This window comes from Empedobacter sp. UBA1574, from assembly GCF_002322895.1.
In the GTDB taxonomy this organism is placed as follows: Bacteria; Bacteroidota; Bacteroidia; order Flavobacteriales; family Weeksellaceae; genus Empedobacter; species Empedobacter falsenii_B.
Map to the genome: position 1 here is coordinate 40,388 of NZ_DCOI01000012.1, position 21,159 is coordinate 61,546.

The window sequence follows — 21,159 nt, forward strand, 5'->3', positions numbered from 1 at the left end:
CAACATTCAATTTATTAAAATGAAAAAGATTTCAATCAAACTATTTTTCGCCTTAACCATTATATCAACTACTTTCTCTTGTACAAATGATTTTGAGAAAGCTAACGAAGATCCTAACTTAATCACTGAAATAAATTCTGGTTCAGTTTTAAATCCTGTTATTTATGATTTAGCAGAAAACAACGTATTAAAAAACTACGATATCACAGCGCAATTAATGCAAGTTCATTTTCCTTATCCAAGTAATGCAATGGGACTTCATCGCTACGACGTAACCAATGGAACAGGTAATTCTACTTGGAATAATGCGTATAAAAATTTGGTGAATTTAGAAGAAATGCTAAAAGTTTCTCAAAAAGCAGGAGATGTAAATTACGAGGCAATCGCGCTTACATTACGTTCATTAGTTATTTCTAATTTAACTGATATGTTTGGTGACGTTCCTTTTTCTGAAGCTGCAAAAGCAGAAGAAGGAATTACAAAACCAAAATTTGATCGTCAAGAAGATATTTACAACCAATTAATAAACGATTTAGAACAAGCAAATCAGTTATATGTGACTAATTTGGGATTAAAATATGGTAGTGATATATTATTCCCAAGCAGTGAAAAAAATATCAATATTACACGTTGGAAAAAATTCACCAATTCATTAAAAATGAGATTATTGCTAAGAATCTCTAATCGTGACGCTTCTGCATTAACAGAGATCAAAAAAATGATCGACAATCCGACAACTTATCCAGTTTTCGAAACTGAATCTGAATCTGCTATCCTACAAATTTCTGGTTTAGCACCAAGTTTATCGCCTTGGCCAAGAGAACAAGATTATAGAGATAGTCGTACATTTACCGAATTTTTTGTAGATAAAATGAACGAAACAAACGATCCTCGTTTACCATTTTTAGTGAACAAAGCTTCTAATCTTGATGGTTCTTCATTAGGTTATAAGGGTGTTCCTGCTGCTTATGAAGGAAATAGTTCAGATTTTAAATTCAATCCTTCATCACCGAATAATGCAATTGTTGTTGCACCTATGAAAATTCCGTTGATGACTTATGCAGAAGTAGAATTTATTAAAGCCGAAATTGCTCAAAAAGGATTAGGTGGCGATGCAAAAACACATTATGATAAAGCTGTAAAAGCTGCTGTACAATTATGGACGAATATCGAGCCTACTGCTGAATTTATGGCACAAGAAAAAATTAAATACAACAATACGTTAGAACGTATCATCGATCAAAAATATTTTGCTTTATTCTTTACAGATTACCAACAATGGTTTGAATATAAAAGAACTGGTTTTCCAAAATTACCGACAACTTCTACCATGTTGAATGATCAGAAAATGCCTCGACGTTTACTTTATCCAACAAGTGTCAGAAATTACAACCCTGAAGGCTACCAACAGGCCATTCAACAAATGGGACCAGATAACATCAATACGCGTGTTTGGTGGGATGTAAATTAATTGCATACATTCCACATTTAATAGAAAACGACCTTGTAATTAAGGTCGTTTTCGTTTTATTTGTATCTTCACTAAAAATATCTTTATGCATATAGAAGAGTTAAGAGAGTTTTGTTTAGGACTTCCATTGGTCGAAGAAAAATTTCCTTTTGATCAATCTACTTTGGTCTTTTATATCGCTGGAAAAATGTTTTGCCTTTGTAATATTGACGATTTTGATTCTGTAAATATCAAATGTGATCCAGATAATGCAATCGAATTACGCGCAACTTTCGAAGCTGTAATTCCTGGTTATCACATGAACAAAAAACATTGGAATACTGTTAAAATTCATCAAGACGTGAAAAACATTCAAATCAAAGAATGGATAAAAGATTCTTATAATTTAGTCATCTTAACTTTACCAAAATCTAAACGTCCTAAGTTGATTTAATTCTCTGTTTTCACCAACAATTCACCTATTGTTTTTGATTTCAGTTCTGTTTCTCGCCATTCATTTTCAGGAATAGAATCGGGCATAATACCTCCTCCTACATACAAATTTACTTTATTAGAATAGATTTTTGCACATCTAAGATTAACAAAATACTCCGATTCTGTTTTATTTTGAAAGCCCATAAAACCTGCATAAAAAGTACGATTATAGCCTTCGTTTTCGAGAATAAAATCTTTTGACAGATCCTTTGGCATTCCTCCTACAGCAGGCGTTGGATGCAAAGCTTTCAACAAGTCATACAGCTGAGATTTGTCTTTTAATTGAGCTGAAATAAATGATTTCAAATGTTCAAAAAATCCTGCATTTACCGAAAATGGTCCGTCCACATCAATGTAAGAAGTATAAGGTTCTAAAGTTGACGAAATATAATCAGTTACTACTTGTTGTTCGTGATATTCTTTCTCTGTCCATTCATCTTCTTTTGCTTTTGTTCCAGCTAAAGAAACAGTTTGTATAAATTGATTATTTTCTTTCAATAAAAGCTCTGGCGAAGCTCCAATCCAACAACCTTCTTCTGTATCAAATCGCAAATACACATAGGCATTTGGATAATGTTGATGTAAATTTTTAAAAGTTTCAACTAAATTAATATTCGTTTCTGGAAGTGAATTGATTCGACTAATTACAATTTTTTTAGTTGGTGAATCACTTTGTAATTCTTCAACTGTTTTTTGAATTAAATCAATATAATTTTCATACGAAATTGCTTCATTTTTGTTTGATTCTGGTAAAGAAAGTTCAAAATTTGGTAATTCATTTATTCCAATATCTATAACCTCATTATCATTAAATTCAACCAATTTTGTATTATCGAAACTATTACAAATAAACTTGTTATCCGATTCAAAATCTTTATTTTCCCACAACTCCACTTGTGTAGAATTTGGTTTTCTAAAAAGAAGAAAAGGTTCTTGATTCTGAATTAATCTTTCAAGTTTATCTTGAAATTTTTTAAACATGTTTTTTAGAAATAATAGCGTTTGTTAAATGTGTATAACAGATTAATTTATCGTTTTCATCTTTGATTTCAATCTTAATCAAATGCGAAGTACGACCTTGTTTTACGACTGTTGCATGCCCAAAAATTGTTCCTTCCTTTTTTGGACGAAGATGATTTGCGTCAACATGTTGACCAACCGCCACAAAATCATCCGAATGTAAAATAATATTTGACAATGTACTTCCCAACGTTTCCGCCAAAACGATAGAAGCGCCTCCATGCAATAACCCAAATGGTTGATGAACTTTAGGCGTAACAGGCATTTTTCCTGATAAAAAATCTTCTCCAACTGCCGTAAATTCTATATCTAAAGTTTCAAGTAATGTATTTTTCGAAATTTCATTGAACTTCTGTAAAATATCTTGTTCGTTCATAATTTAATGTATTTTTGGGTTATAAAGTGCTGGATGTTTTGCCCTAACTTTTTTGTAAAAATCTTGAATTTCATCCATCACATCTTCTAAAGTTCTGTTTTCTGTTTCTACAATTTTTGAAATTCCAGCTCTTTTTTTCTTGAAATCACAATAAGCCAAAACAATCGGAACATCTGCTTTTTGCGCGATATAGAAAAATCCATTTTTCCACTTTTCTGCACGAGAACGCGTTCCTTCTGGTGTATTAATTAAATATAATTTATCTGATTCTTTCAAAATATCTGAAGCAAAATCGACCATATTATGTCGTTGAGAACGATCAATTCCGATTCCGCCCATTTTCTTTATAAAATATCCATACCAAGGTTTTGTCCAAGCATCTTTGATAAACATTTTCATTGGAATTCCCATTTGCCAAAAAGCCAAAATAGTATAGTAAAAATCCCAATTGGAAGTGTGCGGAGCGCAAACCAAAACGCATTTATCTACTTTCGATAGATCGAGATGATTATCTAATTTCCAACCTCCTAATGAGTACAAAAGTTTGCCTAAAATTTTTTTCATAAAATGATGCTTTATGCATTTGCAAACATACAAAACTCGAAACGGATATTAGTCAATGTAACCAAAAATAAAAAGAGACATTCCGAAATGAAATGTCTCTTTTTGAATATTATTAATTAAAATACTTCCTAAGTCTATGCAAAGAAATCAACGATTATTTGAATGATTTCTGTAGTTAATGTTAATAGAATCTGTATCATCTTTATAGTGTATTTCTTGGTTTGATTTTTCTTTTTTGTTTTCAGTTCTTGGTAAATTTAGTCCTACTGAACCGTCTTTACTTTCGACACGAATACCATTTTTATCAATTCTAACTCTCGCCGAATCGTTTCCGTCATTCAAATTTATGTTTACATCCTCTGAATCAAGATTAATATCGTCCTCAGAATCTGAATCTTTTTGACAATTCAAACATACGAATTTTTTTCCATTATATCCAATAAATTTATTCTTCAAATCGTATAAATAATCACGATCATTATCATTATTAATAATTGTTATTCGATCAGTGTTATTCGTGTGAATTAATTTGTTCTTAGGAACATACAATTTGATATCAACCGTTTGATTTCTAAATTTACCATCTTTAGGAATTTTAATAAACTCATCTAAATAAAGTTTATTTCCATTTAATTCGTAATTATATCTAATTGCTTCTAAATTGCGTTTTGCTTCTTCTTTGCTTCCTCCTTTAGAAGAATAAGTTACTTGAACATGAAGTTTATCGTCTGTACTTTCTTCAATCTCAAAAATATCATCAATTGGAATGATTAAGTTTCCATCAGCATCAATTAATTGATCTAAATCGTTAAAAGTTTTGAACTTTAAGTTACCTTCATTATTTTCTCTAAAATAAACTTGTAAGGTATCAGAAGGAATAACATAACTTTTTTCTTGTGTCATTTCAACTGAGTTTCTAAATTTACTTGCTGTACTTACAGAAATTCCGATGATTGCAAATAATGCAACAAACCAAAGAGCGATTGATCCAAAGATGACAGCTTTGCTTACTTTTACTTTATTCCAGAAACATTTTACACCTAAAATTGTCAACAAAATACCTGGAATTACCATTAATATTCCTCCAAATATTTTGGCTGCCATGCTCATCCATTCCTCTTCAACAAGATAACCGAATAATTCTGTTGGCATTTCTGTCCAAGTAGTAAAGAAGAAAAAGAATCCTCCAATGATTAATCCAATTCCTGAACTTAGAATGATAAATCCGATGAACCAAAGTAAAATTCGACCAAAAACACCAAAGGCTCCGCCTAATTTATTACTTAATTCTTTGCTTCCACTTACAACAGCTTCACTAGCTTGTTCTACGTTTTTTTTTAATGTATCAATGTTTGCTGGTTGTCCGTACATCTGTAACTTCTCTGATGTTGTTTTTGCTTTTGGAACAAAAATTAACAAGATAAAATAACAGAATACCACTAAGAAAAATGATACACCTGCTGTGAAAATTCCCAAAATTCCAAGAACTAACCAAATAGAACGTACAAACCAAGGATCAACGCCCATATAATGCGCCAAACCAGCAGATAATCCTGTTACAATTGTATCATCTGGATCGCGGTACAAACGTTTCGCACCAGTTTGTTGCCCACCATACGATTGATTATTTGACGAATAATTGTATGATGAATTTGTAGACGTTTTTTCGTTCTCTTCATCTTCTTCAACCTTATATTGATCTGGATGTCCCATCGTTGCAATTACAAAATTGATGTCATCTTCGTTTACGACTTCTCTAAATTTTAATCGTTCACGAAATAATTCAGAAATACGGATTTCTACATCTTCAATAATATCTTCTACACCTTCCGTACCTCTCAACGAAGTTTTTACATCTTGTAAATAGGTCTTTAATTTATTATAGGCGATTTCGTCTAACACGAAAGAAAATCCTCCTATACTTATTGATACTGTTTTATCCATTTTTCTGCGTTTCTGTGGTTACTTTATTCACGGCTTCAATTAACTGTTCCCAAGTTTCAGCTAATTCTTTTAAAAAATTTTCACCTAACTCTGTAAGTGCATAATATTTGCGAGGTGGTCCTGACGTTGATTCTTCCCAGCGATACTGTAAAAGGTCATCATTTTTTAGTCTTGTCAAAAGCGGATATAATGTTCCTTCAACAACAATCATCTCTGCTTTTTTCAATTCGTCTATGATATCAGATGCATAAGCATCTCCTTTTTTGATAATGCTGAGAATACAATATTCCAGTACACCTTTTCGCATCTGAACTTTTGTTTTCTCTATATTCATAAGAACGGCTTGTTTTATTTTGTTATACAAATATATATAAAAGTTTTAGTATTATGCAAAACAAAGTACTGAATTATTTTTAGTATTATAAATAAAAGACATACCAATCTGCCTGTTTATCGAGGTTTATTGAATTAATATTTTTTTTAAGTTTTTTAAGTTTTTTAAGTTTTTTAAGTTATTTAAGAATATTTTAAAATCGATGTTTTTTTTATGAAAAAGTACTTGATTTTACTTGAAAAAATATTAACTATCATTTAAAAATCACCTTCAAAAATCACTCATTCTACTTGAATTAGTTTTATTACCTTTGTCAAAAATCGAGCTCACACAATGAAAAAAATTATAGGAAGTGCAATGCTTTTAGGAGCATTTTTAGCTTCAGAAAGTGCTTTAGCTTGGGGATTAACAGGTCACCGAGTAGTTTCTCAAATTGCAGAACAACATATTAGCAAGAAAACTCGTAAAGAAATTACAAAAATTATTGGTCCACAAAAATTAGCGTATTGGGCGAACTGGCCAGATTTTATCAAGTCTGATGATTCTTGGAAACATGCAGATTCTTACCATTACGTAAATATTCCAGGAGATTTGGATCGTGCACAATTTGATGTTGCGCTAGATGGAACTTCTGATGATAATATGTACAAAAAAGGTTTGTTTTTGATTAATGAATTAAAAAACAACAAGAATTTAACAATCGAACAAAAACAACACGATTTATATTTCTTGATTCACATTTTGGGAGATGCGCATCAACCTTTACATGTTGGGCGTCCAGACGATTTGGGTGGAAATAGAATCAAAGTTGAATGGTTTCGCGATAAAGTAAATATTCATACCGTTTGGGATTCTAAATTGGTTGATTACGAAAACTATTCGTACACAGAATATTCTAATTTACTGGATATTGCAACGAAAGAACAACAAAAAACAATGCAAGAAGGAACTTTTGCTGATTGGATTTACGGCTCTTATATTATTGCAAACAGAATTTACGCAGGTGTTAAAATGGACGATAAATTAGGTTACCGTTATCATTTTGACAACAAAAAAACGATCGAAGATCAAATGCTAAAAGGCGGTCTACGTTTAGCAAAAGTTTTAGACGAAATTTATAAATAAATAGAATCTTTACCGAGATTTACAAATCCTGAAAATGACTTTTCAGGATTTTTTTATGTTCAAAATTTAAATTTTCGGTCATTTTGACATTTGAAAATAGTAAAAACCAGTCATTTTGTCTTAAAATATCGATTTGCACATAATTTGAATAAAGTGAAAACATGAACAATGAAATCAAAAATTTAAACATACAAGACATGAATACAGCAAGAAATAATAGAGCAAATTATTTTCCTTTTGGATTTGAAAATGCAATGCGTCCAAAATTTGAAACTTTTGTAAATTCTCAAAATCAATTTCCTGCAGTAAATATCAAAGAAAATGAAGATAGTTTCGAGATTTTATTAGCTGCACCAGGTTTAAACAAAGAAGATTTCTCTATTGAAATTGATGAAAATATTTTGAAAATTTCATCAGAATTTAAACAAAATGAAGAAGTAAAAGAAGAAAAATTTTCGAGAAAAGAATTTAATTTTTCAAGCTTCAGAAGAGCATTTACATTGCCAGAAACCATAAACGAAGATAAAATAGAAGCTTCTTATGTAAACGGAATTTTGCAATTAGTTCTACCTAAGAAAGAAGAAGCTTTACCAAAAGAAAAACGTAGCATACAAATTTCATAGATATAGTTAATTTTAGTTGGTTAGTAAATCCTCAATTCTTCGGAGTTGAGGATTTTTTGTTTAAATCAAATTTATAATTTTATCATTTCCTCAAAAACAATGTTAAAAAAAGTGACTATTTTATCGAAAACGGAATCAAAAAGTTCTTAACAAAAACACTTAATAATTTTTATAAAAAAGTGTTTTTTAGTAAAAATTATTAAAAACTAATCTTTTACATTTACAAAAGATTAAAATTCAACTATGCACAAAAACATTTTATCTACAATAACTTATGTTGTAAAAACACGTTTTTGCACAAGCTCAAAAGAATTTCAAACAACTGAATTTAATTCGGATAACGGGTTAAAAAATAGGTTGGATGCTTTTAATTTTCTTAAAAATTACATCGAAATTATTTCAAATGAAGGTTTGCTACAAATTGAAAGTAACTTTATTCAACCAAAAGCAATTGATCGAATAAATACTGAAATCAATTTTCCTAACGAAAATAATTACAAACGCTTAAAACTAGTTAATCAAGAAGCTATTTTTATCACTCCAAATGAAACCATTTTTCCTTACGGAATTAGTTTGTCTTTTGTGTTAAATGAAGATTTCGATTCTTTAAAAAAAGATAACGAATATGAAATTTATTCTTTAAAAAATTCTAAACAAATTAATTATTCTGAACAACTTAACAATTTAATAAACGAATATAAGTTACTGAAAAATTTAGGTTTTGAAGAACAAATAAATGCAATAAAATTAAATAAAAATCTATTCTCAAATTTTGCTATTAAAGATGACTATTTCAAAATTTTAGACACACCTTTTTTGTGGAATAACCCAACAAGACAATTTTTTATAAATAATATTTCGAACAACGAATTTATTCTAGATTGTCTTTACGATCATCTTTTTCATTATCAATATTTTAATTATGTTCAGTTTTTAGAAAAGAATTGTCCGAAAGAAATTGAAAAAAATATTTATGCAATGCTGCATGGTCAGGGAGGTTTATTATTTGTTGGTTATCATCCAGAAAATTTAACCGAAAGTATTATGAGCGATGTCGAATTGATTAATTATTACAATTTACTTGATGCAAATTTTTCTCAGGACGAATATTTATATAAAAACATTAATTTACAGATATTTAGTTTCAATGATTTTCCAGTTTTAGCAATTACGGTTTTTCCATTAAATGAAGAATCGAAAAAGAATCATGCCTATAACCCTGACAAAATATTTGTGCTACAAAATAATCGATTCATTAAAATGAAAGATAGTTAAAAAACAATACTATATTTTCAAAAAAACATAATTACACAAAAGACATCTACAGATGTCTTTTTTTATTTCACAAAATATTCTATTTTAGACCTAATTTGTAAAATTTATCACACGAAATTACTTTAATTATGAAATTGATTAACACATTAACCTACTCTACAATTGTATTATCGTCTATTGCGGTACATGCGCAAGCACAAGAAAAATTAGACCCAACTGTACAAAGTTTTGTAACCGAAATTCAAAATAATTCGCAGTTGAAGAAAATTTCGCACGAATTATTAGACGGAATCGGACCTCGTTTAGTAGGAACTCCACAAATGGATCAAGCAGGAGAATGGGCAATTAAAACGTTGAAATCTTGGGGAATTGATGCCCGCCGTGAAGATTATGGAACATGGAAAGCATGGGAGCGCGGAATAACGCATGTTGATATGACGTATCCAAGAGCAAAATCTATCGAAGCTACTCAATTAGCATGGTCACCAGCAACTAAAAAAGCTGTGAATGCAGATGCTATCGCAATGCCTGTTTTCAAAACAAAAGCTGAATTTGACGCATGGTTACCTTCTGTAAAAGGAAAAGTTGTTTTGATGTCACAAAACCAATCATATGGACGTTCTGATTATCAATACAAAGATTTTGGTTTAGAGGATTTGTATAAAAAAGTTACTGAAACAAGAAAAGCTGAAGCCGAAGCTTGGGCAAATTCTATAAAAGTGACAGGTTACAACAACAATACACTTCCAGAAGTTTTTGAGAAAAATGGAGCTGCAGCGGTTGCAATTTCTTATTGGACAGGAATTATGGGAGCAAATAGAATTTTTGGTGCAAAAACGAAAACTATCCCAATGTTAGATATTTCGAATGAAGATTACGGAATGTTATATCGTTTAGCTGAAAATGGAACTGCTCCAAAATTGACTGTTAATGCACAATCTAAACACAATGGAGTTGCGAAAACATTCAATATTATTGGAGAAATTAAAGGAAAAGAAAAACCAAACGAGTACATTATTCTTTCTGCTCACTTCGATTCTTGGGATGGAGCGCAAGGAGCAACAGATAACGGAACTGGAACTATCACAATGATGGAAACAATTCGTACAATCAAAAAATTATACCCAAATAACAAACGTACAATTTTGATTTGTTTATGGGGAAGTGAAGAACAAGGATTGAATGGTTCTCGTGCTTTTGTAGAAGATCATCCAGAAATTATTAAAAACACTCAAGCTGTATTTAACCAAGATAATGGAACAGGACGTGTAGTAAACATCAATGGATCTGGTTTTGAAAAATCATATGAATACATGACGCGCTGGTTACAAGCTGTTCCTAATTTTATTACGAAAGAAATCAAGACAGATTTCCCTGGAATGCCAAGTGGTGGAGGATCGGATCATGCATCTTTTATCGCTGCAGGAGCGCCAGCTTTCGGACTTAGTTCATTAAATTGGGGTTACGGTACGTATACTTGGCACACAAACAAAGATACGTATGATAAAATCGTTTTTGAAGAAGTACAAACGAATGCAATTTTGAGTGCTACTTTAACGATGATGGCAGATCAAGAAAAAGATTTAGTAAGTCGTGAGCGTCGTATTTTACCTAATGGTAGAGACGGAAAACAGCAAGAATGGCCAGAGGTTAAAAGCCCGGCAAGAAATTCTGATACTTATTTAAAATAAGATATTTTCAAATAAAAAGTCCACTTTCAGTGGACTTTTTATTTCATATATTTAACTTTCTCTATAATCAACAAACGTAATTGGTTTTCTACTTTCTGGCTTGAAAACAATTGATTGTAATTCTTCAAAAGTTTCAAATTTTATAGAAGGCGTTACGCGTAATTTTGCTCTGAAATAATCTTTTATTTTTGCTAAAAAATCATCGGTTTCGTCTGTTGAAACTAATCGAATTAAAATTTCATCTGTTCCAAATTCGTTCGAATAAATTTCGATTAAATGTAATTTGATTTCATCAAAATGATTCAAAATATCATGTAAAGCTGGCGGATACAAGGTTGTTCCTTTGTACTTTATCATATGTTGCTTTCTACCTTCAACTGGTCCTAATCGATACGAATTACTCCCGCATATACATTTATCGGAATGTTTGCGTACTAAATCACCTGTTTTAAAACGCAATAAAGGCATTCCTTCTATTCCTAATGTTGTAATTGTCAATTCACCTAATTCACCATCTTGTACAACTTCATTATTCTCGTCTAAAATTTCTGTGATAATCAAATCTGGCTGATGATGTCCTCCAACCGATTCATTACATTCTGTAAACGCTGTTCCCATCTCGGTTGAAGCATAAGTCGAAAAAAGTTGAATATCCCATTTCGAATTTATTTTTTGCGCCAACAAAGACGAATTCAAATCTTTATCACGCAACGACTCTCCAATACACAAAACCGATTTTACGGATGAATTTTGATAATCGATGTTATTTTTCTCTGCATAATCTAACATTTTCAATAAAAAAGATGGAACAGCAACCAAAAATTTGGGTTGATATTTTAAAATAGAATCCCATTGCAATTGCGGAACTCCAGCACCAACACGAATAACGCCCGCGCCTATTTTTCTCAAACCAAGAAAATACGCCAAACCAGCCATAAAACGACGATCAATCGTTGTCATCAATTGTACAACATCACCTTTTTGAACCCCAATTCGTTGAAAAGAATTCATTTCATTTGCTGCCAGACGATCTAAATCTTTATCCGTCAAACCAAATGTTACAGGATCACCTAAAGTTCCAGAAGTTGTTGAGTAATCAATAATTTCAGTTAATGGAACACATAAAAAATCAAAATTATATTGTTGCAAATCATTCTTCGTTGTAACAGGAATTAATTTTAAATCTTCCGTTGTTTGAATAGATTTCCAATCAATTTGATATTTTTTGAATAAATCTTGATAAAATTTGGAATGCGTCGCAAGATACTTTATCTGTTCTTGAAGTTTCTGATTTTGAAATTCTTTAATCTCTTCTAAAGATTGAAGTTCTAAGGATGTTAACGCGTTTTTCGAGAACATTTGGATAATTTTTTCTGAATTTTATTTCGGTCAGGAACTGTAGTCACCTCCTTTGTCAATGCTAATTTATAATAAAAACTCGCTTGTTGATAATCTTTCTGCTGAAAATAATAATCACCAACTTTGTCATAAACCAACCAAAAATCAGGATTATTTTGAATGTAACTTGTTAAAAAAGTTTCATCAATTTTCTTATTTTCTTTTATCAACTTACTTATTTGGTGTGTTTGTTCACGATATTTTTCATAATTAGAATAATCAGCAGATAAGACAAACTTGTCTTTTTCTATTCTCAAACTATCTACATTTAACATATAATTTGAAATAGAATCATTAAAAATTTTATTCAAATCATAAGCTGTAAACTCACCTAATTGATATGGATTTGACGAAACCCAAACCAATCGTTTATCTGGTTGAAAAACAACTGCGTGATGCGCCAATAGTTGATTCAAAGCCTTTTCATTTCCGTAACCTAATTTAGTGTTTTTCAAACCATTTGTATCACGCAATAATTCAACCATTTTAGTGGGATTTAGCTTATTTTCATTCGAAAGATGTTCTTCAATTTTTTCAAAACGATAAACCGAATGACTTTCCTCTTTTTGAATATTATTTCGCTTATCATCCAAATAAACATCACTCTGAAAATGGTTAGTACAAGCTAAATAAGGTTGATTTTGAACTTCATAAACACCAAACTTTTTAGGAGAAATTTCTATCAACACCACACGATGATCTTTTGAACTACCAATCATGATACTCTCAGAAACGAAAACCTTTTTAGTCTTTGCTATTTCAATTGCTTGATCAATCGTTGAGGCATATTGTAAAATTTCTAAAGCAACGAGAGAAATAGGCGTTTTTGCTTTAAGTGGAATAGAAGATTTTCCCGCATTTATCGTTACTGTAAGCCCTTCCAGATTCATTCCAGACGAAACACCAATCATTCCACACCAAGTCACCGACATATATGGATAACCAGAATTTGGCTTGACAAACGAAACTATTTTATTCTTCGCAAAATCATCATTTGCATAAAAGTCAAAATTGCGACCAATCAACAAACCTCCATCTTCAGATTTATTATCCAAAACAGCCAAAGATGAACAACCAACCAACATCAAATCATGCATAGCATGTCCTATATCGTGCGCCCCATGTAAAAAAAGGTTACGATTATATTTGTCTATTAACGAATCATAGTGGCTATTTGCAGACTCAGAAAGTCCATAAATTTGTGCTTTATATTCGTTGTTGACATATTTATGTAAATCTCGATTATAATATTTGAGTACTTTGAAAAGAAATTTTCTGCGCTTTTCAGAAGGAATAAAATCAGTTATCAAATTCATGAAAGATTGCTCTTGAAAAGCATATAATTCTTTCGTTAAAACACCTGTTTTTTGACCAATTTCTAACGGATCTCCCGAAACAAAAAGTTCCCAATTTTGTGTTTTATTTTTCTTAAAAAAATTATTTTCAATATAAAAAAGTGAGTCATTGATCTCATTTCTACTATATTGTTTTGATTGAAAAGTAGACAAATCAGGACGATTTTCTAAACTTTTTCTAATGCCACAAGATATAAACGTAAAAAAAATAAACGTAAAAAAGTAAATAGTTTTATTCATTCGCATTTAGTTTTATTTCACGATGAACTTTATTCATTAAATAGTCAGCACCAAGGATTTCGCAACATGTTACAAATGCACCAACCGTTACACCCAAAACTCCATGAACACGGACATTTTGACCAGTAAAAAACACATTTTTTACTTTTGATCTTGGTGAAATAAATGTTTTCATCGGATGATTACTATCTTTCAAATATCCATACATATTTCCTTTTTCAGAACCTATAAAATCGCGATAAGATAAAGGCGTAGAAGTATGAATTGAAGAAATTTTTTCTCTAATATCAGGAAATTTTTTCTCTAATTTACGAATGATTAATTCCGTTTTCTGACGTTTAAATTCTTCATATTCTTCTCCTCTATTTCCGTAATTATCATTAATATCAACATTATACGATTCTTCCCATTTTTGTACTTCATCAAACATCATATACGTCATAACCGTCATACTTTCCGAATACTCTTCATCTTTTTGATCCATACTAAATGTTGCAATGTATGTATTTGGCCAATCATTTGTAGTTTTTTCGTAGCTGTCCCACACATCATTTATCGAGTTAAAATGATAAATATTATGATTGATATAGGAAAAACTTTTTGGCTTAAAAACAATATAAATAGTAAATGCAGAAGGCGTTACTTCCAAGCTTTTGACGCGTCGAGAAAATGGTTTACCAAACTTACGCTCGCCTAACATATCTATTGTTTTTTTAATGTCAATATTCGAAATGAATAAATTACCAAAGAAACGTTTTCCTTTTGTTGTTTCACAACCAATTACTTCTTCATTCTCGTTTTGTACAAATGATTTTATTTCTTGGTATTTATAAATTTCACCTCCATATTTCTTCAGTTCTTTGATCAAAAGTTTCGCGATTTGGCTTCCTCCATTTACACATCTCCAAGCCGAATGTATATAAGAGTTAACTGAAAGCGCGTGTATGTACAAAGGCGTTTTCTCTGCTTGTCCTACATAAAGAAAATTATTTCCTACTAAAACCGCTTTCAAACGCTTATTTGTGAAAACCGAATCGATGTATTCTTTCGCATTAATCGACAAAAAATCTTCTTCATCAGCAAAAGTTCCGATATTCAAATTATACATAGGAAAAGCAGAACAAATTTCCTCTAATTTTTTGCTGTATTTGATTAAATTTTCTCTCTCTTCAGGAAAAAAAACAGCTAATTGATCAACAAAATTCTGATACGTTTGCGCAATTGGATATTCCTGAGAATCATCATCAAACGAAATCATATCAAAACCATTTTTATTCAACTGGCGCAATTTCAATTTGTCGGATATATTCAAATAACTGAAATAGTTATACAAATTTTCTCCTTTATCCAAACCTCCAACATAGTGAACACCAGTATCAAAAATTGTTTTATTTCGAACAAAAGTTTGCAAATTCCCTCCAAACTGATTGTTCTTTTCTAATACAACAACTTTCTTTCCTTCTTTTGCCAAAATAAGCGCAGAAACAAGTCCTCCCAAACCACTACCAATAACGACTACATCGTAATGAGATTCAGAATTATTTTGTGTAAATTGTGTATTCATTTGTTTCGGTTTGTTGGGCAAAACTTGTAAAAAGTGATTCGTCAATATTTCTATTCTTTAAAACAACAATTTTCTCAAATTGATTTATTGTTTCTTGATAAATATTTTCAATATCAGTAGAAATTAAAAGCGTCTTATAATCATCTATAACATCAAGATCAGAACGATATTCTAACGAACGAATTTTTGTAATGTAATTTGTTGCTGCAATCTCTCGCTTTTCTTCCTCTTTTACAAACGTTATTATTTTTCGGTTTGCTTGTTGCATCAATAATAAAAAATCAATTTGTCCAAAATCATTCGAAAAATGAACTATTTTTTCATCTTTTGTAAATGCATTATTTAATTGATGATAAACAGATTTATTCAAACTAAAATCCTTTTTTACAACTTGAATAATTTCAGATTCTTTGTACAAAAAACTTAAAAATAATTTCTGTTTCCAATAGTTTTTATCTTCATATTTATCTCGAATTTCTTGAAAATTATTTTTAAATTCCTTACTGATTCTTTTAGTTCGTTCTGAATAATTCAAACCATAGTTTTCATCATTCCAAGCAATTCTTTTACCTATTATTGAATAAATATGTCCATCAAAAATTAAAAAATCTCCTTTTGGAATAATCTCTGAATTTCCATGAATATAAATTGGTAAAATATCAAGTTTCAATTTCTCCGCCAAATAAAATGCACCTTTATGAAAACGATTAATATTATTCGTTCGAGAACGTGTTCCTTCAGGGAAAATCATCAACGAAAACTCATTCCCAATTCGAGTTTTAATCTCTTCAATATTATTTTCAACACCGTTTGAAACAGGATAAAAACCTGCCATTTTCACAGCTCGACCAAAAATCGGCGATTTATAAACCCAATCGTTCACTAAGAACACAATTTTAGGCGTACACATTCCAATCGCCAACGTATCCAAGAACGAAGTGTGATTCGCAATTATGATTGACTGTTTCTTGAAGTCTTCTTGATTTGGATTAATAATTTTCTTGACAACCGTTGGCTTTAACATCAACACAGATTTCATAAAAGTTGACATTCCCCATCCAAAAAGTTTATATTTTTTTTCTTTCGAGATTGGTAAAATAAGCATAAAAAATCGAAGGATTAAAGACGTTATTGTACCAAATAATCCAAAATAAATGAAGAAAATCCCACTTTGAATTGCCAACCACAACGTCATTGGAGATTTACCTTTTTTAGGACGATTTGAGATGAAAAATCGAAATAAAATTGGGTAGAAAATAAATGTAATCACTAGTGCCGCCACAACTCCAACTAAAGAAACTGATGCGATTGATTTCAACGCTGGATGTTTAGCAAAAATAAGTGCTCCAATTGCTAAAATTGTCGTGATAACTGCTAACAAAATCGAAGTGCGATAAGTAGGCATTTCATCTTTTCCGGTCGTATATTCTTTTTGTAAAGCACTCGTCATAAAAATACTAAAATCAACACCATGACCAAAAACCAATGTACAAACAATACTGCTAAAAATATTGAATTTAATATCAAAAAGTCCCATCAATCCAGCAGTAACCAAGCCCGATAACGCAATAGGAATCGCACTGATAATAACCAATTCTATACGTCGAAAGAAATACCACAATATTAATAAAACAGCAATAAATGAGTAATTGACAAGATTATTAAAATCTGTCACTAAATTTCCTAAAAAATTTTCGTTTAACTGTTTGCGATCAATTACAATTGTTTCTTTATTATGATATTGTTTGATGAAGTTTTCTCGGCTTTCTTCCTTTAATTTTACTAAAGTAGAAATCGTATAAAAACCTTTTTTTTGCGAAACAAATTCTTCAAAAAGCGACGGATTAAATGCTCTATAATCTTCTAAATTTAAAGGTTGATATGCTTTATCAAAAATTGAGAAAAATTGATTATAAATTTCTTTTTTGAAACCATATTTTTTTCCATCCTTGATAAATTCATTCTTTACAAAATTCACTTTATCTGAATTCCAAAAATTTTTCCAATCATATATTTTTTCTTGTTGAACAGAAATTGGTAAAATCAACGATTGAATAGAATTATAACTTAAAATCTCATCTCTATTTTCTGCTTTTTGTAACTTATTTGTTAACGCAATATTTTCATTTAATACGTCTTCTACATTGTTTCCATAATTGACAACATACAACGATTTTGAGATAGAATTAGACGATGTTTCTAACTTTTGTTCCGCTATTTTTTGATCGGTTGGAACGTAATTCAATTTGGATAAATCTTTATCAAAATTGACATTATTAAACGTAAAACAACTCACAATAATCAAAAGAACACAAGCACCAATCAATATCTTGTTATTATGAAATGAAAAGAACGCTAACTTCTCTATTATTGAAGAATTATTTTCAATCGCATCTTGTTTTGGATGATATAAATGTGGAATAATCAATAAAGAAAAAATACCAGAAACAATAACTGTTATTCCAGCAAAAATTCCTAAATCTTTCAACACATCCGATTTCACAAAAAGTAAACACAAAAATGCAATCGCTGTAGTTGTACAGCTCATAATAAGCGGTTTCGTAATCTCTCTAAACAATGTTTTAGAATCACTATTGTGCTTATAATGTGTCATAATATGCAGCGAATAATCAATCGTTATTCCTAATAAAACTGCTCCAATACTCAAAGAAATTGCAGAAATTGTACCTTGAATAAAATACAAAAGTGCCAAAGCGAAGAAAAAACCAAAAACGGAAGGAATAAAAATAATTATCGGAATGTAAATTTTTCGATAAAAAACCATTAAAATGACCATTAATGTAATCATCGAAATCAAAACAGTTGTGATAATATCTTGTTTAATTTGCTTTGCATTCGCAACTGCAATAAAGCTTGAACCGAAATAACTCAACGTTGATTTCCCGCTATATTCAGGATTTAAATGCTGTTGAATTTCCTCTAATCGATTGACAAATTCGGTATTATGTTCTGTTTCGCTTCCTGAAAATTTTGGATTGATAAAAAGAAATAATTTCGAATGATCTTTCGTTACAATAAATCCATTGTAAACCTCGAAATCATCCGTCAAATTCTTTTCTTTTAATCGATTTAACGCAACAAAAGTCAATCCAAGCGGATCTTTCAATATAAACTCTTTCGAAACTATTCCAGTCGGCGTAATTAAGCTTTTGTAATTACTTTCAACAATAGAAGCTATCGAATCTTTAGACAATTTTTGCTCTAACGTTTTATAATCTTCTTTCTCTAAAAAAAGTGGTAAATTTTGATGAACAAAATCAAAAGTCGAAGCAAAATTATCTAAATCATACTGCCCTTGAATGTCATTATAATAGTTATTTAACGGTTGAATACTATCTAAAAAATCAGTTGCCTGAGCCGTCATATCATCCAATGTTCCAGCTTTTTCTTTTTCGATAATCACCGCAACTTTATCCGTAAATTTTAATTGAGCAATAACCTTTGCCATTGCATCATTTTTCTCATCTTTCGGAATGATTCGCGTAATATCTTCTTCAAATTTTAGTCGATTTGCAAAAAAAGTACAACCAACCAAAAAAAGAATAAAAAACAATACACTCAACCATTTATTCGCCTTGATTTGTAAAAATATGTTATAAAAAAACTTATGCATTCTTAATTGTCTTTTGACTGAAATAAGTTAATAAAAAATAACTTACAATTCCACTAACAATACTACAAAAAGTAGCTAAAACCAAGCTTCCGACAATGTAACGAAGCAGATTTTTTTTGATAATTTCGAAAGAAACTAAACTCAAATCTAAATGAAAATTGTCCTGCAAAATAAATCCACCTGTCAACAAAGAAAGATAAATAATTATCGGAATCATTGGCGGAATACTAATATTGGAACAAAAGAAACTAATCACTTTATTAAGACGAAACATTGACGCTAAAAAAATGGATAAAAAAGTTTGAAAGCCCCAAAATGGAGCAATTCCAAGAAAAATTCCCAAAGCAATTGAAAGCGCTTTTACTTTATTGCTATCATTACTTCCTAGGATATCTTCTTTAATGAATGTTCGTATATTTTTTTTTTTGAAACTGAAGAAAAAATTACGTGGTTTAATGTAAAAAATTGTCAAAAAAACCAGAAAAGTATTCAAAATACTAATTCGCGTAAAATCTTGAAATGGACGAAAATGTGAAACACGTTCGTTTGGATCGTACAAAATATCAATTGGAATATTCGTTACCTCAATTCCTTTCCAAGCTGTTCGTACAATGATTTCAATTTCGAATTCGAATTTATTTGTCCAAAACTTTTTCGGAATAAATTTCAACGGATACAAACGATAACCAGATTGTGTATCATTCAGCTTAATTCCTGTCTCAAACCAAAACCAAAAATTAGAAAACTTATTTCCAAAACTACTTTTCTTCGGAATGCCATCTTGCTCCATTTGACGACTTCCAATAATTAAAACAGGCTTATTTTTTTGCTCTAATTCTGTAATAAAATTTGGAATATCATGCGGAAAATGTTGACCATCCGAATCGATTGTCAATGCATAATGGTAGCCTTTTTCTCGCGCAGTTTTGAAACCAGTACGCAATGCATTTCCTTTTCCTTTGTTTTCGGAAAGTTCAATTACAATAAACTGATTCTGATAATCTTTTAAAATTTCGGAAGTAGAATCCGTCGATCCGTCATTTATAACTATAATTTGATTCGTGTACTCCAAAACTCCGTCAATCACACGTTTCAATGTTTTATGATTGTTGTAAGTCGGAATAAGTACACAAACTTTTTGTTCGTCTATTTTATGTCGAATAATCGAAAAATCCATTGATTAATTTAGTTTTTTCAGCTGCTGCGCTGTAAAAGTATTGTATTTTTTGGCGTAAGATTTCACTAAAGTTTTTACTTCTTTTGGCGCAGAACTATAATTTTCGACAATGAATGTTTTATCTTCTTGTATATTTTGATTGTATTTGATAAATTTTGGAATATTCTCTTGAATAATCAATCGAATTAAACGATTTTCAACATCTTTCGAGTCCTTTTTTATCGAATTATTGATCAAAGTTGCTCCATCTGTAAAATATTGTTTCTTCGTTTCCTTATCTTTTATATACCTTGCTTTCATAATTTTAGACGCACCTTTGTATGCAATAATTGTTTGATTATCACCTGAATAATCATCTAATTTATTATACAAAATAGATACATTATTTGATGATTTCGAAGCGTTTTCAAAATCTGTTCTCAATTCGGGTAAGGTTAATCCAAAGAAAAATGAAACCGATAAAAAGATAGATAATAGAGTTTTCATTAATCCAGAACTTTATAAATTGCACTAAATTTCAACGCATTTGTCGTTTCAAAAAATGAAGAATTTTTCACTTTCACTTCATTATTTTCACAAACAACATTCAAACTCAAATCCAAAATTGGGTGAATAAATGGATTAATCGTCGCCATAAATTTCACATTCGAAACTTTAGACAAAAACAAATCTTTCGAAACAAAACCTTCTGTTATTTCCTTTATAATCTGCATCATGCAAACACCAGGTGTAATTGGATTATTTGGAAAATGACCTTTGAAAACTTGATGATTTGGATTCAATTCAATTTGAACTTTAAAATTATTTTCATCAATTTTTTCAGTATTTTTAATGGTATATAGATTAGGAATAAGCATTTGTAATAGTTTTGAATTACAAATATAATCTAAAAAA

The 21,159-nt window shown here is 30.3% G+C and carries 18 protein-coding genes; 6 read left to right on the forward strand and 12 right to left on the reverse strand.

The window, feature by feature from the left end:
• Nucleotides 1-19: 19 nt before the first annotated feature.
• The gene (locus B3578_RS02650) at nucleotides 20-1,471 is read left to right on the forward strand and encodes a SusD/RagB family nutrient-binding outer membrane lipoprotein (RefSeq protein ID WP_291046887.1); all 1,452 of its coding nucleotides are present in this window, start codon (nucleotides 20-22) and stop codon (nucleotides 1,469-1,471) included.
• An 85-nt stretch (nucleotides 1,472-1,556) separates the two neighbouring features.
• A complete protein-coding gene (locus B3578_RS02655; RefSeq protein WP_125350359.1) occupies nucleotides 1,557-1,904 on the forward strand; it encodes an MmcQ/YjbR family DNA-binding protein in 348 nt (115 codons plus the stop codon).
• Here B3578_RS02655 and B3578_RS02660 read toward each other — a convergent pair.
• From B3578_RS02660 to B3578_RS02680, 5 genes are all read right to left on the reverse strand, one after another.
• Nucleotides 1,901-2,926, reverse strand: coding sequence for an isochorismate synthase (locus tag B3578_RS02660; protein ID WP_286495620.1), 1,026 nt, complete (start codon nucleotides 2,924-2,926; stop codon nucleotides 1,901-1,903). The genes B3578_RS02655 and B3578_RS02660 overlap by 4 nt on opposite strands.
• Complete coding sequence (locus B3578_RS02665) at nucleotides 2,919-3,341, reverse strand: PaaI family thioesterase (RefSeq protein WP_219034304.1); 423 nt, start codon at nucleotides 3,339-3,341, stop codon at nucleotides 2,919-2,921. Before B3578_RS02665 ends, B3578_RS02660 begins: the two co-directional genes overlap by 8 nt.
• Before the next feature lie 3 nt (nucleotides 3,342-3,344).
• Nucleotides 3,345-3,905 (reverse strand): 1-acyl-sn-glycerol-3-phosphate acyltransferase, encoded by a 561-nt coding sequence (locus tag B3578_RS02670; protein WP_286495621.1) that lies wholly within the window; start codon nucleotides 3,903-3,905, stop codon nucleotides 3,345-3,347.
• A gap of 147 nt (nucleotides 3,906-4,052) precedes the next feature.
• On the reverse strand, nucleotides 4,053-5,849 hold the full coding sequence (locus B3578_RS02675; RefSeq protein WP_219034302.1) for a PspC domain-containing protein: 1,797 nt from the start codon (nucleotides 5,847-5,849) through the stop codon (nucleotides 4,053-4,055).
• Nucleotides 5,842-6,183 (reverse strand): PadR family transcriptional regulator, encoded by a 342-nt coding sequence (locus B3578_RS02680; RefSeq protein WP_125350363.1) that lies wholly within the window; start codon nucleotides 6,181-6,183, stop codon nucleotides 5,842-5,844. Before B3578_RS02680 ends, B3578_RS02675 begins: the two co-directional genes overlap by 8 nt.
• Nucleotides 6,184-6,516: 333 nt before the next feature.
• Here B3578_RS02680 and B3578_RS02685 point away from each other — a divergent pair, with 333 nt between their 5' ends.
• From B3578_RS02685 to B3578_RS02700, 4 genes are all read left to right on the forward strand, one after another.
• A complete protein-coding gene (locus B3578_RS02685) occupies nucleotides 6,517-7,308 on the forward strand; it encodes a S1/P1 nuclease (RefSeq protein WP_219034301.1) in 792 nt (263 codons plus the stop codon).
• 197 nt (nucleotides 7,309-7,505) lie between these two features.
• Nucleotides 7,506-7,931, forward strand: coding sequence for an Hsp20/alpha crystallin family protein (locus tag B3578_RS02690; protein ID WP_291046890.1), 426 nt, complete (start codon nucleotides 7,506-7,508; stop codon nucleotides 7,929-7,931).
• Nucleotides 7,932-8,174: 243 nt separating this feature from the next.
• Nucleotides 8,175-9,206 (forward strand): hypothetical protein, encoded by a 1,032-nt coding sequence (locus B3578_RS02695; RefSeq protein WP_219034300.1) that lies wholly within the window; start codon nucleotides 8,175-8,177, stop codon nucleotides 9,204-9,206.
• A gap of 128 nt (nucleotides 9,207-9,334) precedes the next feature.
• A complete protein-coding gene (locus B3578_RS02700; protein WP_125350368.1) occupies nucleotides 9,335-10,897 on the forward strand; it encodes a M20/M25/M40 family metallo-hydrolase in 1,563 nt (520 codons plus the stop codon).
• A gap of 51 nt (nucleotides 10,898-10,948) precedes the next feature.
• On the opposite strand, the gene B3578_RS02705 is transcribed toward B3578_RS02700, so the two are convergent.
• From B3578_RS02705 to B3578_RS02735, 7 genes are read right to left on the reverse strand one after another with little or no spacing between them, the layout of a single operon-like run.
• Entirely contained in the window at nucleotides 10,949-12,256 is a 1,308-nt protein-coding gene (locus B3578_RS02705; RefSeq protein ID WP_219034299.1) for a phenylacetate--CoA ligase family protein, read from the reverse strand.
• Nucleotides 12,235-13,896: a C45 family autoproteolytic acyltransferase/hydolase gene (locus B3578_RS02710; RefSeq protein ID WP_286495628.1), complete on the reverse strand. Its 1,662-nt coding sequence runs from the start codon at nucleotides 13,894-13,896 to the stop codon at nucleotides 12,235-12,237. The genes B3578_RS02705 and B3578_RS02710 overlap by 22 nt, the downstream gene beginning before the upstream one ends.
• Complete coding sequence (locus B3578_RS02715; RefSeq protein WP_286495630.1) at nucleotides 13,883-15,454, reverse strand: phytoene desaturase family protein; 1,572 nt, start codon at nucleotides 15,452-15,454, stop codon at nucleotides 13,883-13,885. Before B3578_RS02715 ends, B3578_RS02710 begins: the two co-directional genes overlap by 14 nt.
• Nucleotides 15,429-19,088, reverse strand: a complete 3,660-nt coding sequence (locus tag B3578_RS02720; protein WP_291046893.1) for a 1-acyl-sn-glycerol-3-phosphate acyltransferase — start codon at nucleotides 19,086-19,088, stop codon at nucleotides 15,429-15,431. Before B3578_RS02720 ends, B3578_RS02715 begins: the two co-directional genes overlap by 26 nt.
• Entirely contained in the window at nucleotides 19,081-20,265 is a 1,185-nt protein-coding gene (locus B3578_RS02725) for a DUF2062 domain-containing protein (protein WP_291046894.1), read from the reverse strand. Before B3578_RS02725 ends, B3578_RS02720 begins: the two co-directional genes overlap by 8 nt.
• Nucleotides 20,266-20,268: 3 nt before the next feature.
• Nucleotides 20,269-20,751, reverse strand: coding sequence for a hypothetical protein (locus B3578_RS02730; RefSeq protein ID WP_291046896.1), 483 nt, complete (start codon nucleotides 20,749-20,751; stop codon nucleotides 20,269-20,271).
• Nucleotides 20,751-21,122, reverse strand: a complete 372-nt coding sequence (locus tag B3578_RS02735; RefSeq protein ID WP_291046898.1) for a 3-hydroxyacyl-ACP dehydratase — start codon at nucleotides 21,120-21,122, stop codon at nucleotides 20,751-20,753. Before B3578_RS02735 ends, B3578_RS02730 begins: the two co-directional genes overlap by 1 nt.
• Nucleotides 21,123-21,159: the final 37 nt, after the last annotated feature.